The sequence below is a fragment of the Brevundimonas pishanensis genome (genome assembly GCF_022750635.1).
Taxonomy (GTDB): domain Bacteria; phylum Pseudomonadota; class Alphaproteobacteria; order Caulobacterales; family Caulobacteraceae; genus Brevundimonas; species Brevundimonas pishanensis.
On record NZ_JAJKBG010000004.1, the window covers coordinates 200,007 to 215,450 of the forward strand.

Consider the following 15,444-nt stretch of genomic DNA (forward strand, 5'->3'; position numbering starts at 1 on the left):
ACGCTCAGTAGGCCCGGTGCGAGGCCACGAAGTCCAGTCGCTGGGACATGAAGTCACGGAAGAACTCCACGCGGCGCCAGTCAGTCGGTGCGCGCTGCAATTCGGCGAGGCGCCGCTCTACCCGATCAATGTAGTGGTCGAGGTGCTGAGCCGTCAGAGCTTCGATCTCGATCTCTACCGGCATTGCCGCACGCTTGGCCTTGATCTGCGCCAGCAGGTCCATAACCTCGCCCATGTGGCTGCCTTCCATGAACACCGGCACGATGTTCACAGCCGCCAGTCCGTTGATCGCGAACATGGCGATGTACTGGTTGTAGTCGAAGTAGTCGCCGACCGAGTAGGTGCCATAGTGACCGCGGGCTTCATACAGCTTCTGGGCATCGAAGCGGTTCAGCAGCGACAGTCCGAACTCGCGGTTGTGGCACTCCATCAGCACTTGGCCCAGCGACTGGTAGTTCGGCACCGTCACATAGCACCGTGCCTGCTCGTTCATGGCCTGCGCGATATTGTAGATCAGCCGGTGGCTGTCAGGCACGTGCTCCAGCACATTGTCACAGACAACCAGATCGAACTTGCCCAGACTTTCCATGAAGTCGATGTCGTCGGCATCGCCGTAGGTGATTTCGACGGTGTCGAGCGCGTTATTGTCCTCGAGGTTGAGAGCAAAATACTTCAGCTCGGACTCGCCGACCTCTATGCCGCGAACCGTGGCCCCTTGCTGGGCCGCTGCGATGCAGACCCCGCCATAACCACAGCCGATGTCGAGTACGCGCTTGTCGGCTAACGGGCCGGTAAAGTGCGTGACCATCTTATCGACGATCTCTGCACCACGTTCGTTGCCGCTCAAGATGTATTTGAGGTGCTCCTCCCAAAGATGGTCTCCATGGGAGATCTCGCGAAGAGCACTCTCAAACTTACCCATATGCCCCATGTGAACGCCTGCCCTCACTCTAAGCCGAAGCCGGATTGATTCTAGCTAACAACGTTATAGATAGAACTCCGGGGATCAACTCATTTGGCAAGCGGGGTGACGTTAATCGCCCCTAGTCCCGACGACGCACCCGTACGTCACCCGAACCGACGGCACGTTTGCTCACATTGCCGGTCACACGATCGATCACGATATCGCCTGCGCCGGCGATGCTTGCCGAGACATCGCGAACAACACCGCCCACCTGCACATCGCCAGAGCCCATAATGTTGACCTGCAACTGGCCGATGCGGCCGTCGGTGATGTCAACATCACCTGAGCCCGCGATGGAAATGCGGGCGTCGCCCTCGGCCCGCTGGACTTCGACATCGCCCGAACCGGCAATATTGATCGAGAGGTCGCCAACCGCCGTGGAACGGATATCTCCGCTGCCACCGATCGAGACATCCAGCTTGCGAGCACTTCCGGTCCACACGTCTCCCGAGCCCCCGATGCTCACCTTGGTGTCGTTGGCGACGTTGGCAATGACCCAGTTGCCGCAACCCGAATGGGCCAGACGAACGTTCTCCGCCCCTCGCCCGATCGCGCCAAAGACGGCGCCGTCGGTTCGCACATCCGCGTCGCGGGGGCCACGGATGATAATCAGCGGAGCGTTGGACAACTCGACACGACCCGTGCCGCGCACAGAGGCGGAGGCCCCCTCACCGGGGCGCGAAGGTGGGGTATCTCCGCGCCTTCCGCCTTCGCAGCTCAAAGCGCGGGTGCGCAGTCCACGGCGGTATATGTTGCCGTCGATGCGAACGTTTCCGCCCTCGCGGACAACTTCCAAGGCGGGCAGGTTGCTGTTACCTTGCTGGACCTCCACCGCAATGTCGGAGCGGGCCTCCGGCATGTAGACGACGCGGGCAATCGCGTTGTCGACGCGGACGGACTGGGCGCTCGCTGCACCACCACCAAGGGTCGCAACTGCGGCACCGGCCAAAAGCAGGGTCAGGGTCTGTTTCATCGTCAGTCTCCTTGTTCGGCCACGTCGCCGTTGTTGGAAGCATGCTGACCCAAGGCTGATCCGATGTCCGCTTAAAAGCCTGTCATTAAGCCCTTTTAATCTTGCGCCTGAATCCGCAGCCCTCCACTGGCCGTAGGATCCGCCACAAACTCGCGCGGGATCGCCGCAATGCGGTTCCCGAGGACCATCATGCGCCTCAGGGGCACAGACATCGCCCACTTCATAGCCAGCGCTGGACCGTTTACGGTCGACACGGCGGGCGGATTAAGTCCGCGCGTGCGCATATAGGCGTGGGTATATAGGGCCCCCGTTCGGGCGCGGCTCTCCCAGGTCTGGTATTCCATCGACAGGCTCACACAGAGACCATCGACATTCTCGACGCGGTGCGGCGCGTACAATGGCCACGCCAGCGCCTCGCCCGGGTGTAGTTCGAACACCTGCGCATCTGCCTCGAACTCGAGACTGTAGGGCACTTCTTCGGACGTCTGACGGGCCACAACTCTTTCCATCGTGACTTCCGGTAGATGGGCTTCATCAGATGGGTAAACAAACATGCGTTTGATCCCGCGCATGTGGAACAGCACTACGCCGGCCGGATCAAAGTGATACGGCACGCGGGTTCCGGGCGACGAGATGATCAACTGTCCCGAACGTTTGATGGCCCGTAACGATGGGTAGGCCGCTGCAATGTCCCCGAAAGCATCCGTCGCCCGCGACCACAGTTCCAGCCACTGATCCTCAATGCCGCGGAGATTGACCCAGATGCGCGCTCTGCGGACCGCTTCCAGGAGTTCCGCCCCGGTGGCATCGCCTCTTGTGCCCGCGCGCAAGGTAACCTGTCCGCGCTCGTCGAAGCGATATTCGTTGATGTCGATCAGTTCTTCTGGATAGCGGTCCAGCAACGCCGCCAGCGCCGCATCGCCGGTGAGTTCCGCGCTATCCAGCCCGTGGGTGTAAACCGCGCTTTGGCGTATCGGACCCAGCTCACGCTTCGTGCCATAATCATGCATTCTCAGGACTCCCCCGTCCGTATCCGGCTGGCCATGCTCTTGCCTGCAAGAAGGAGACCGCGGCCCTTCCCCAGCCCGCCCGTCTCGCTCGCATCAATCGCAGCCCACCGTCGTCGCGCGCTCACCAGCACGCGCTCGTTTCTGACAACCCTCCCCACGTGGTCGACCCACGAAGGCTGTCCAACCGTCACCTCTGCGACTTCGCGTGTGCGATTGCAGAAATACTTTTTGTAGGGCTCGCCCACAAACCCGTAGTCAAACTCCGTAAAGCCCTCGGCCCGCTTGACGCGGATGGTTTCAAGACTGAGCCAGATCCCCGCCGAATAGCGCGCTCCCTGTGGCAGATAGGCGGGGAACCAGAAGTGCCACACACTCCCTGCGTGAAGGCTGAGTTCCAGCGCCACCAGTGTGTCACCGGCGTAAAGCGCCGCCACTGACGCCCCGAAATCCTCTTGCTGCACCAGCAGCCGGTGCAAAAGCTGACGCGTCCAGCATGCCGCGAAAATGTCGTGCCGTCCGGTGCGGCGGTACTGCTCGCGTTTCAGGGCGATCAGTTGATCCAGCACCTGGGGCTCGCGAACATCACAGCGCACCGACACAGGTCCAAGAGACTGCTCCAGTCCGCGCCGGCTGCGTGCCTTGTCCTTATAGTATTTCGCAAATGCAGAGCTCTGCTGCCCGTACCATTCATCGTAGGATATGCCCGACAGATCGGCCTGACAGGTGGCTAGCGGCAATCCGGCCGGTGCCCGCCCTACCCAACTGTTGGCACTGAGGCGGCGACCGTTCGCCAACGTCACCAATAAGGAAAGGGACACCAAAGTCGCCGCCGGCCCGATGACCCCGTGGTAATCATTCAGCGGCGCACCGACCGGATAAAGTGTCCCGCCGCGACGCTGATGCGGCCAGTAGCCAACCACCTCGCCCGCCTGCCAGATCTTCAGGACGAATACGTCGGGGGCCACAGCTGCCACCGCGTCCGTGAACTCGATGCGGAAGAAGGGGCTTGAGCGCGCGGCGTCAGCGGCCTGCCACGCACACCAGCGGGCGCGGTCGTCTGCAGACAACCCATCCACCGTCAGGCACTCGGCGCTGATCTCCATTCCCCTAAGGTCCCCCAACCTATTTGCACGATCAGTGTAAGGTGAAATGGAAACCAAAATCCAAACACAATGCCCCTCGTCCAAACAAAAACGGCCCCCCGGATTTCTCCGGAGGGCCGTCTTGTTTTGTCGTCACTGACGGTTGTCCGTCAGGGTCGGATCAAAGCTGTTGCTTAGGCAACGATCTTCGAAACGACGCCGGCACCGACGGTGCGGCCGCCTTCACGGATAGCGAAGCGCAGCTTCTCTTCCATGGCGATCGGGGTGATCAGCTCGACGTCCAGCTCGGCGTTGTCGCCCGGCATGATCATTTCCACGCCTTCCTTGAGGTGAACGATGCCGGTCACGTCGGTGGTGCGGAAGTAGAACTGCGGACGGTAGTTGGTGAAGAACGGGGTGTGGCGGCCGCCCTCTTCCTTGGTGAGGATGTAGGCCTCAGCAACGAACTTGGTGTGCGGGGTGATCGAACCCGGCTTGCACAGCACTTGGCCGCGCTCAACGTCTTCACGCTTGGTGCCGCGCAGCAGAACGCCGACGTTGTCACCAGCTTGACCTTGGTCCAGCAGCTTGCGGAACATTTCGACGCCCGTGCAGGTCGTCTTTTGAACCGGACGGATGCCGACGATTTCGACTTCTTCACCGACCTTGACGATGCCGCGCTCAACGCGACCGGTCACAACCGTACCACGACCCGAGATCGAGAATACGTCTTCAACCGGCATCAGGAAGGCTTGGTCGATCGGACGTTCCGGCTGCGGGATGTAGCTGTCGACAGCTTCCATCAGCTTCAGAACGGCGTCTTGACCGATGGCAGCATCGCGGTCTTCAACGGCGGCCAGAGCCGAACCCTTGATCACCGGAATGTCGTCACCCGGGAAGTTGTACGACGACAGAAGTTCACGAACTTCCATTTCGACGAGCTCGAGCAGCTCTTCGTCGTCGACCATGTCAACCTTGTTCAGGAACACGACCAGTGCCGGAACGCCAACCTGACGCGACAGCAGGATGTGCTCGCGGGTTTGCGGCATCGGGCCGTCAGCGGCCGAGCAAACCAGGATAGCACCGTCCATCTGGGCAGCACCGGTGATCATGTTCTTCACGTAGTCGGCGTGACCCGGGCAGTCCACGTGGGCGTAGTGACGGTTAGCCGTCTCGTACTCAACGTGCGCGGTGTTGATGGTGATGCCGCGTGCTTTTTCTTCCGGAGCAGCGTCGATGTCTGCGTAGTTCTTTGCAGTCGCGCCACCGGCCTTAGCCAGCGTGATGGTGATCGCAGCCGTCAGCGTGGTCTTGCCATGGTCAACGTGACCGATGGTGCCGATGTTGCAGTGCGGCTTAGTGCGTTCGAACTTTTCCTTGGCCATTTTCTAGCTCCTGGAATCCCCGAACCGGGGACCATTTAGTTTGGGGATATCGATGGGGGGCGATTTGTTACCAAACCGCCCCGATTTCAAGTCTCAGTCGTCAAAAAGACGGCTGATTAGGCGTACTTCTTGATCACTTCGTCGGCGACGTGTTGCGGCACCGGCTCATAGTGGTCGTACTGCATGGTGAACTGTGCACGACCTTGCGACATACCGCGCAGGGTGTTCACGTAACCGAACATGTTGGCCAGCGGCACGAAGGCGTTCACGACAACCGCGTTACCGCGCATGTCTTGGCCTTGGATCATACCACGACGACCGTTCAGGTCACCGATGACCGAACCCAGGTACTCTTCCGGGGTCACAACTTCGACGGCCATGATCGGCTCGAGCAGCTTCGGTGCACCCTTTTCCTTCAGTTCCTTGAAGGCAGCGCGCGAAGCGATTTCGAAGGCCAGGACCGAGGAGTCGACGTCGTGGAAGGCGCCGTCGATCAGGGTTGCCTTGACGTCGATGACCGGGAAGCCAGCCAGCAGGCCGTTTTCCTTGGCCGACTTCAGGCCCTTTTCAACACCAGGGATGTATTCCTTCGGAACAGCACCGCCGACGATGGCCGACTCGAACACGAAGTCCGAACCCGGTTCACCCGGCTCGAAGACCAGCTTGACGCGTGCAAACTGACCGGTACCACCGGTTTGCTTCTTGTGGGTGTAGTCGATCTCGACCTTTTTGCCGATCGATTCACGATAGGCAACCTGCGGAGCACCGATGGTCGCTTCGACCTTGTAGGTACGCTTCAGGATGTCGATCTTGATGTCGAGGTGCAGCTCGCCCATGCCCTTCAGGATCGTTTGGCCCGACTCGTGGTCGGTCGAAACGGTGAACGAAGGATCTTCCGAAGCCAGCTTGGCCAGAGCCACGCCCAGCTTCTCTTGGTCGGCCTTGGTCTTCGGCTCAACAGCGATTTCGATAACCGGTGCCGGGAATTCCATGCGCTCGAGGATGACCGGCGACTTCAGCGGATCACACAGGGTGTCGCCGGTGCGGGTTTCCTTGAGGCCTGCCAGAGCGACGATGTCGCCAGCATAGGCTTCCTTGATGTCTTCACGGTTGTTCGAGTGCATCTGCAGCATACGACCGACGCGCTCACGCTTGTCACGGGTCGAGTTCAGCAGCGACTGGCCGGTTTCCATCGTGCCCGAGTACAGGCGGCAGAAGGTGATCGAACCAACGAACGGGTCGTCCATGATCTTGAACGCCAGAACCGACAGCGGCTCTTCGTCCGAAGCCTTACGGGTAACCGGCTCTTCGGTCTTGAAGTCGATGCCCGGGGTTGCCGGGATGTCGAGCGGCGAAGGCAGGTAGTCAACTACTGCGTCGAGCAGCGGCTGAACGCCCTTGTTCTTGAAGGCCGAGCCAGCGAGGATCGGGTAGAAGTGACCTTCGATAACAGCCTTACGGATGCAGCGCTTCAGCACTTCAACCGACGGCTCGTCGCCACCGAGGTAAGCTTCCATGGCTTCGTCGTCGATTTCGACGGCGTTATCGACAAGGTACTGACGCGCTGCAGCAACAGCGTCAGCCATGTCGGCCGGGATTTCGCGGACGTCAGCAGCAGCGCCAACAGCGTCGGTTTCCCAGATCAGGGCCTTCATTTCGACCAGGTCGACAACGCCCTTCAGGTTCGATTCCGAACCGATCGGCAGTTGGATCGGCACAGCCTTGGCGCCCAGGCGATCGCGGATCGATTCAACCGACTTGTCGAAGTCAGCACCGATCTTGTCCATCTTGTTGACGAACACGATACGCGGAACTTTGTACTTGTCAGCCTGACGCCAGACGGTTTCGGTCTGCGGCTCAACGCCGGCGTTACCGTCCAGAACGGTCACAGCACCGTCGAGCACGCGCAGCGAACGTTCGACTTCGATGGTGAAGTCAACGTGGCCTGGGGTGTCGATGATGTTCAGGCGCTTACCTTGCCAGAAGGCGGTGGTAGCAGCCGAGGTGATGGTGATACCGCGTTCTTGTTCCTGGTCCATCCAGTCCATGGTCGAGGCACCATCGTGCGTCTCGCCCATTTTGTGGTTCTTACCGGTGTAGAACAGGATGCGCTCGGTCGTCGTGGTCTTACCCGCGTCGATGTGAGCCATGATACCGAAGTTACGGTAGTCTTCGATTTTGTGTGTACGGGCCATTGGTCTTGCCTTCCGGAGTACTCGCGGACGCCGCGAGCGCCCCGTTGTGTCGGATATGACGGCGCGGGCGATTCAATCAGAATGCCCGCGCCAGATCGTCTTAGATCGCGTCCGTCCTCATACCGGGGTACGAGGACGGTTTTAAGACGCTTACCAGCGGTAGTGGCTGAAGGCGCGGTTGGCTTCGGCCATCTTGTGGGTGTCTTCGCGCTTCTTGACCGAGGTGCCGCGGTTGTTCGAGGCGTCCAACAGTTCAGCAGCCAGCTTCTCGGTCATGGTGTTTTCACCACGCTTGCGAGCAGCGTTTACCAGCCAACGGATGGCCAGGGCGCGACGACGGTCCGGACGAACTTCAACCGGAACCTGGTAGGTAGCACCACCCACGCGGCGCGAACGAACTTCGACCGACGGAGCGACGTTTTCCAGAGCCTGGTGGAAGGTTTCCACTGCGGTCTGGTCTTTCTTCTTTTCAGCCAGGATGTCGAAAGCACCGTAAACGATGTTTTCGGCAACAGCCTTCTTACCTTCGTACATGACGTAGTTCATGAACTTGGTAACGATCAGATCACCAAACTTGGGATCCGGCAGAACTTCACGCTTCTGGGCGCGGTGACGACGGGACATGAGAGTATCCTCTTAAATCTTGTAGAGCGCAGGAACGCGAATGGCTTATTTCGGACGCTTCGCACCGTAGTGCGAACGACGTTGCTTACGGTCCTTAACGCCTTGGGTATCCAGCACACCGCGCAGGATGTGGTAACGGACACCCGGAAGGTCCTTCACGCGGCCGCCGCGGATGAGCACAACCGAGTGCTCTTGCAGGTTGTGGCCTTCACCCGGGATGTAGCAAACAGCTTCAACGCCGTTCTTTGCCAGGCGAACCTTGGCAACCTTACGAAGTGCCGAGTTCGGCTTCTTCGGGGTCGTGGTGTAAACGCGGGTGCAAACGCCGCGGCGCTGGGGCGAACCCTCGAGGGCCGGAACCTTGTTACGAACGGGCTTCGGCTTACGCGGCTTGCGGATCAGCTGGTTGATCGTGGGCATTCGAATTCGTCTCTTTTTCGATGTGGAGGCGTGTGCCTTTCGGCCGGAGCGCCTCATTGCCTTCTTTTGAACGACCCTAAGGTCGCCCGGGGTTGGTATTCGAGCCGAAAGAGCGTCTTCCAAACGGAAAAACCGGAACGCGCGCTTTGGGCGTTCCGGCGGGACACAGCCCGACCGTCAAGTTGTCACTCGTTCAGCGGACAGCGAACTGCCCACGTCTCGAAAGTGAGCGGCTTGTACGTGTGTGGGGGCTGTCCGTCAAGTTCGTCTGATATCCGCGTTTAGAATTAGGTAATATGTAACGCCACTTTTCCAACGTAATATTTCGCAAGCGTGCAGGGTTGGAGGACATTCCTTGACGACGGTGCACCTGCCGATTGCCTTCCTGCCCCCGGAAAAACCCAAGCCGAGCAAGGCGGTGTGGGTCGTTGCGTCCGTCGTATTCCACCTCGGTGTATTGGCTCTGGGCCTGATCTGGGCACCCCAGCCCCTCAGGCGGGATGACAACGCCTCGCGGCCCACCATCTATGTAGATATAGAACCTGTCGTCCTCCCCCGCGAGGTTCCCGCGCGCGTGCGTCCTCGCGAATCCGCCGCCTCCGATTCTACGTCCCCTTCACGCGGAGCACCCACAACGCCGGTCCCTCGTGAAGCCCGCAATCTGCCCGCGACGACAGGGGTGGCCTCTTCGGCAGATGCGGACACCGGGCCAACGTCCCAGCCTTCCAATGGCCAATGGGCCTATCGTCCTGAAAGTACAGGCAGCGCCGTAGCGCGGACCCTACGCACCTCCCCTATCGGGTGCGACTATCCCGAGCGGTTGTCCGACAGCGAGCGGGCCATATGTAATGAGCGAGCCACCAACCGCGCCGTCCGGGAATTGGAACGCGGTCAGCGTATTACCGGAACGGGCGACGCTCGCCGCGACGGCGCGCTTCAGCGCGAAGGCACGGCGCGACTTCGTAACTTCAACTCCCGCCGCCTTCCCATAACGAATGACGAAGTCGGCAACGGTCGTCCCTCCGACAGTGTAGGGTCCAATCTTGGTATCGGTCCCGCAGGGCGGCACCTCGATTCATCGCTTCAACCGGACGCTTATGGGCCGGTTCAGACCAAGCGACGCGACGGCCCTCCCGAGGACCGGATCCAACGGACACCGCATTAACAAGAAATCAGCGTTCTCAACTTCATGTGACACACTGGCGGTAACGCCGTGACTCGGCTCTTGTGAGGTTGTCCGTATGGCGTGCCCCAGAACCTCCCTTAGAGGTAGCCCATGAGTTTCAGCCTGTCGGCACCCCCGCCGCCTATTACGCCCTCGCCGCGCCGTCAGCGCGGTGCATTGCTGGTGGCATCTGCGCTGATCCACATCGCCGTATTGGTGCCGGTCGCGCTCAATACGGTGTTCCTGCCGAAGTTCGAGGACGATGACAGCTTCGAGGTTTGGATCGACATGCCGCGCGATACACCGCGACCGACGCCCAAGCCTCAGGAGCGTCGTGAGCAGCCGCCCGTCGTCGAAGAGACCGACGTCCCCCTCCCTGAAGAAACCAAGGTCGATCCCGTTCGCGAGCAGCTGATCGAAAAGATCGTCGCCGCCAACCCGCAGATCACCCAGGAACAGCTTTCGGCAATCCTGCCGCAGATCGTCGAGCAAAAGCCGCAGGTTTCAGAACGTCTGGAAATGACGCAGGGCGCACAGGTCAGTGACCTGAACAATAGCACCCTGCCCGGCCTGGCCGCGCCGGTGACCCGCCCTGTTATCGAAGCCATCGATGGTCCGACGGCGAACACGCAGATCGCGCCCCTGGACAGCTCTGCTCTCCCTTCCCTACAGTCCGCAGAGCGCGAAGGTCAGGCGTCCCAGTCCGACATGGGCTCTCCGGATACGCCTATCCCGCGCCGGGCGCGGATCGACGATGAAGCCGAAGCTGCCTTGGCCGCCGCTGCACGGGGCGGTGCGCTGGACGACGCGTGGACTTATCGCCCCGAGGCGGGTGGAGCCGCGCGCTCGCAAGGCGGTCAACGCACCGACCCCATGGCGGGTCAGGGCGGGCTGGCGGGCAACACGGCCACCCAGACGGGCCGCATCTATTATGGGCAGGGGTCCACGCCCGTGGACTGCACCCAGCCCCAGATGCTCAGCGACATCCAGCGCCTGTCGTGCGACAGCGCGGACCAGCGCCGCATCCGTCAGGCGATTGAGCGGGGCGTCCGCGTTCAGGGCAGCGGCAATGGAGCCCGCGATGCTCAACTGGGTGCTGTCGGCGCTGCCCGCATGGAAAACTATGAGGCCCTCCGCCGGCCCGCATCGGGCGGAACGGGCAACCCCATTCTCGATACCACGGGCTCGGGTCGCGGTGCCGAACTGGATGCCATGTCAGGTACCGATCGCGGGGTGAGCAAACTTCAGCAACAGATCGGTGCCAGCAACGGCCCGCGACCACCACCTCGCGGTAACGACTAAGCGGAAAGCAAAAAGGGCGGTGTCTTGCGACACCGCCCTTCTTTTCTTTCAGCCTAGGCCGGAAGTCTGGATCAGCCTTGATCCAGTTCCAGAGCCAGATCGGCCGGCAGCGGCTCGACCGCGTCTTCGCGAGCTTGGGTAAGCTCGGCGTCGCGCTCGTTGGCGATCTTCTGCATGGCACGCAGGTAAGCACCCGTACCGGCCGGGATAAGGCGGCCGACGATGACGTTTTCCTTGAGGCCTTCCAGCGTGTCCTTCTTGCCATGGACCGAAGCCTCGGTAAGCACGCGGGTGGTCTCCTGGAACGATGCCGCCGAGATGAAGCTGCGGGTTTGCAGCGACGCCTTGGTGATGCCCAGCAGGACCGGTTGCGTGACAGCCAGACGGCCACCGCGCTTCTCGACCTTGGCATTCTCGAGCTCGGCCTCAGCCACTTCGACGGTGTCACCCTTGATGAGGGTGGTCTCGCCGGAGTCGATGACTTCGACCTTCTGCAGCATCTGACGCACGATCACTTCGATGTGCTTGTCGTTAATCGGCACGCCTTGCAGACGGTAGACTTCCTGCACCTCGTTGACGAGGTACTCGGCCAGAGCTTCGACGCCTTGGATGCGCAGCAGATCGTGCGGATCCGGGTTGCCGTCGATGATGTAGTCGCCCTTCTGGATCAGATCGCCGTCGTGGACGGAGATGTGCTTGCCCTTCGGGATCAGGAATTCAACGGCTTCGCCTTGGTTGCCATCGGCATCCGGCTCCGGCGTGATCTTGATACGACGCTTGTTCTTGTAGTCACGACCGAACTCAACGCGGCCATCCATTTCGGCGATGACAGCGCAATCCTTCGGACGGCGGGCTTCGAACAGTTCGGCAACGCGCGGCAGACCGCCGGTGATGTCGCGGGTCTTGGCACCTTCGGTCGGGATCCGGGCGATAACTTCACCCGGCTTGACCTCGTCACCGTTCGACACCGACAGAATGGCGCCAACCGGCAGCAGGTAACGGGCGTCAGAGCCCGAAGCCAGACGGGCATAGCCCTCGCCTTGGATCAGACCCAGGGCCGGACGCAGGTCCGAACCACGCGGGCTTGCACGCCAGTCCGACACAACGCGTTGTGCGATACCGGTTGCCTCGTCGGTCTCTTCCTTGACGGACAGACCTTCGACCAGATCCTCGAAGCGGATGTTGCCGCCCACTTCGGTGATGATCGGGTTGGTGTACGGATCCCACTCGGCCACGCGAGCGCCCTTGGCCACTTCCGCGCCTTCCTTGACGCGCAGGCGAGCACCGTAAGGCACCTTGTGGGTTTCGCGTTCCTTGCCGTCGACCATGATGGAGACGACAACGTTGCGGCTCATCGCCACCAGATCGCCGTGAGGCGCGGTAACGGTCGGGCCAGCAATCTTGGCAACACCGGCGTTGGTCGCTTCGTAGAACGAAGTTTCCGAAACCTGTGCGGTACCGCCGATGTGGAAGGTACGCATGGTCAGCTGGGTACCCGGCTCACCAATCGACTGTGCAGCGATAACGCCGACAGCTTCACCCATGTTCACATTGGTGCCGCGAGCCAGGTCGCGACCATAGCAGTGGGCGCAGATACCGGCTTCGGCTTCACAGGTCAGGGCCGAACGGACCTTGATCGAGGCAACGCCAGCCTCGTCGATGACGTCGACTTGTTCTTCCTCGAGGTAGGTGTCGGCAGGGAACAGAACGTTGTCCGTACCCGGCTCCTTGATGTCCTCTGCCGCATAGCGACCCAGAACACGTTGGCCCAGCGAAACCAGAACGTCACCGCCTTCGGTCACGGCGCGCAGGGTGATGCCACGGGTCGAACCGCAGTCCTCCTCCGTCACGATCGAGTCCTGGGCAACGTCCACCAGACGACGGGTCAGGTAACCCGAGTTGGCGGTCTTCAGTGCGGTATCGGCCAGACCCTTACGGGCACCGTGGGTGGAGTTGAAATACTCCAGAACGGTCAGGCCTTCCTTGAAGTTCGAGGTAATCGGGGTCTCGATGATCTCACCCGACGGCTTGGCCATCAGGCCGCGCATACCGCCAAGCTGCTTCATCTGGGCTTGCGAACCACGAGCACCCGAGTTGGCCATCATGTACACGGAGTTGATGTCCGGGTTCTGGCCTTCGATCAGTACGCGCGGACGGGCGATCTCGGCCATCATGGCGTCCGAAATCTTGTCCGAGGCCTTCGACCAAGCGTCGATGACCTTGTTGTACTTCTCGCCCTTGGTGATGAGGCCGTCAGCATATTGCTGCTCGTACTCTTCAACCTGGGCGCGGGTCTCGTTGACCAGGGTGTACTTGGCGTCCGGAATGACGATGTCGTCCTTACCGACCGAGATACCCGCCTTGGCAGCTTCCTTGAAGCCGAGGCCCATCATTTGGTCGGCGAAGATGACCGTCGCCTTCTGACCGCAGTGACGATAGACCTGATCGATCAGGTTACCGATTTCCTTCTTGGTCAGGTTCTTGTCGACCAGACGGTAGCCGATGTTCTTGTTCATCGGCAGCAGTGCGCCCAGCTTCATGCGGCCCGGCGTGGAGTCGATGACCTTGGTCACAACTTCGCCGTCTGCATTCATCTCGGTCCAACGGGCCTTGATCTTGGTGTGCAGGGTCACAACACCAGCATCCAGAGCCGCGTCGATTTCGCCCATGTTGGCGAACAGCTTGCCTTCACCCGGTTCGCCGTCCTTGACGAGCGACAGGTAGTACAGACCCAGGACGATATCCTGCGACGGTACGATGATCGGCTTGCCGTTGGCAGGCGACAGGATGTTGTTCGTCGACATCATCAGGACGCGTGCTTCCAGTTGGGCCTCGAGGCTCAGCGGAACGTGCACGGCCATCTGGTCGCCGTCGAAGTCAGCGTTGAACGCGGTACAGACCAGCGGGTGCAGGCGGATAGCCTTACCTTCGATCAGCTTCGGTTCGAAGGCCTGAATGCCCAGTCGGTGAAGCGTCGGTGCGCGGTTCAGGAACACCGGGTGTTCGCGGATAACCTCGTCGAGGATATCCCAAACGGCCGGTTGTTCGCGCTCAACCATGCGCTTGGACTGCTTGACGGTGCCCGACAGGCCCTTGGCGTCCAGACGTGCGTAGATGAACGGCTTGAACAGCTCCAGAGCCATCTTCTTCGGCAGGCCGCACTCGTGCAGCTTCAGCTCCGGACCCACGGTGATAACCGAACGGCCCGAGTAGTCGACGCGCTTGCCGAGCAGGTTCTGACGGAAGCGACCTTGCTTACCCTTCAGCATGTCAGCCAGCGACTTCAGCGGACGCTTGTTAGCGCCGGTGATGACGCGGCCGCGACGGCCGTTGTCGAAGAGGGCGTCAACCGACTCCTGCAGCATCCGCTTTTCGTTACGGATGATGATATCAGGAGCGCGCAGCTCCATCAGGCGCTTCAGACGGTTGTTACGGTTGATCACACGACGGTAGAGGTCGTTCAGATCCGACGTCGCAAAGCGGCCGCCGTCCAGCGGAACCAGCGGACGCAGTTCCGGCGGGATAACCGGGACGATCGTCAGGATCATCCATTCCGGCTTGTTGCCCGACTCGATGAAGGCTTCCAGCAGCTTCAGGCGCTTGGAGGCCTTCTTGGCCTTCATTTCCGACGGGCTGTCGGCCAGCTCGGCGCGGTGCTTTTCAGCCTCGGCGTGCAGGTCGATAGCCATCAGCAGGTTGCGAACAGCCTCGGCACCGATTTCAGCGGTGAAGCCGTCGTCGCCGTACTCTTCCTGATAGCGATAGAACTCGTCTTCCGTCAGCAGTTGGTTCTGCTTCAGCGGGGTCAGACCCGGCTCGGTGACGATATAGTTCTCGAAGTACAGAACGCGTTCAACGTCCTTCAGCGCCATGTCGAGCATCAGCGAGATACGCGACGGAAGCGACTTCAGGAACCAGATGTGGGCAACCGGAGCAGCGAGGTCGATGTGACCCATACGCTCGCGACGAACGCGGGCCAGGGTAACTTCAACGCCGCACTTCTCGCAGATGATGCCCTTGTACTTCATGCGCTTGTACTTACCGCACAGGCATTCGTAGTCCTTGGTCGGGCCAAAGATACGGGCGCAGAACAGGCCATCACGTTCCGGCTTGAACGTGCGGTAGTTAATGGTTTCCGGCTTTTTGATTTCGCCGAAGGACCACGAACGGATCTTCTCGGGCGAGGCCAGAGCGATTTTGATTTGGTCGAAGGTCGGGGTGACCGGGACCGGGTTGAAGATGTTCAGGACGTCCTGGTTCATCTTTTTTCCTTCTGCGGCAGGAGCCGCGAAAATCATTCAGAGCAGAGGGGCTGATTTAAAGG

11 protein-coding genes are annotated in these 15,444 nt (G+C 60.7%); 2 read left to right on the plus strand and 9 right to left on the minus strand.

The window, feature by feature from the left end:
- Nucleotides 1-4: 4 nt before the first annotated feature.
- From LOX95_RS09710 to rpsL, 8 genes are all read right to left on the minus strand, one after another.
- The gene (locus tag LOX95_RS09710) at nt 5-847 is read right to left on the minus strand and encodes a class I SAM-dependent methyltransferase (protein WP_242914287.1); all 843 of its coding nucleotides are present in this window, start codon (nt 845-847) and stop codon (nt 5-7) included.
- 196 nt (nt 848-1,043) lie between these two features.
- Nucleotides 1,044-1,937 (minus strand): GIN domain-containing protein, encoded by an 894-nt coding sequence (locus LOX95_RS09715; protein ID WP_242914288.1) that lies wholly within the window; start codon nt 1,935-1,937, stop codon nt 1,044-1,046.
- A gap of 95 nt (nt 1,938-2,032) precedes the next feature.
- The gene (locus LOX95_RS09720; RefSeq protein WP_242914289.1) at nt 2,033-2,947 is read right to left on the minus strand and encodes a cupin-like domain-containing protein; all 915 of its coding nucleotides are present in this window, start codon (nt 2,945-2,947) and stop codon (nt 2,033-2,035) included.
- A 2-nt stretch (nt 2,948-2,949) separates the two neighbouring features.
- A complete protein-coding gene (locus LOX95_RS09725) occupies nt 2,950-4,050 on the minus strand; it encodes a GNAT family N-acetyltransferase (RefSeq protein ID WP_242914290.1) in 1,101 nt (366 codons plus the stop codon).
- 173 nt (nt 4,051-4,223) lie between these two features.
- Nucleotides 4,224-5,414: an elongation factor Tu gene (gene tuf / locus LOX95_RS09730; RefSeq protein ID WP_242914291.1), complete on the minus strand. Its 1,191-nt coding sequence runs from the start codon at nt 5,412-5,414 to the stop codon at nt 4,224-4,226.
- Nucleotides 5,415-5,530: 116 nt separating this feature from the next.
- Nucleotides 5,531-7,609 (minus strand): elongation factor G, encoded by a 2,079-nt coding sequence (gene fusA, locus LOX95_RS09735; RefSeq protein WP_242914292.1) that lies wholly within the window; start codon nt 7,607-7,609, stop codon nt 5,531-5,533.
- Nucleotides 7,610-7,759: 150 nt separating this feature from the next.
- Complete coding sequence (rpsG, locus tag LOX95_RS09740; RefSeq protein WP_242914293.1) at nt 7,760-8,233, minus strand: 30S ribosomal protein S7; 474 nt, start codon at nt 8,231-8,233, stop codon at nt 7,760-7,762.
- 45 nt (nt 8,234-8,278) lie between these two features.
- On the minus strand, nt 8,279-8,653 hold the full coding sequence (gene rpsL / locus LOX95_RS09745) for a 30S ribosomal protein S12 (protein ID WP_003165508.1): 375 nt from the start codon (nt 8,651-8,653) through the stop codon (nt 8,279-8,281).
- A 355-nt stretch (nt 8,654-9,008) separates the two neighbouring features.
- Between rpsL and LOX95_RS09750 the strand changes: the two genes are divergently transcribed.
- Entirely contained in the window at nt 9,009-9,818 is an 810-nt protein-coding gene (locus LOX95_RS09750) for a hypothetical protein (RefSeq protein ID WP_242914294.1), read from the plus strand.
- A 111-nt stretch (nt 9,819-9,929) separates the two neighbouring features.
- Nucleotides 9,930-11,120 carry a hypothetical protein gene (locus LOX95_RS09755; RefSeq protein WP_242914295.1) on the plus strand — a complete coding sequence of 397 codons (1,191 nt, stop codon included), beginning with the start codon at nt 9,930-9,932 and terminating at the stop codon, nt 11,118-11,120.
- Nucleotides 11,121-11,191: 71 nt separating this feature from the next.
- On the opposite strand, the gene rpoC is transcribed toward LOX95_RS09755, so the two are convergent.
- Nucleotides 11,192-15,382: a DNA-directed RNA polymerase subunit beta' gene (gene rpoC / locus LOX95_RS09760; protein WP_242914296.1), complete on the minus strand. Its 4,191-nt coding sequence runs from the start codon at nt 15,380-15,382 to the stop codon at nt 11,192-11,194.
- Between the last annotated feature and the right edge of the window lie 62 nt (nt 15,383-15,444).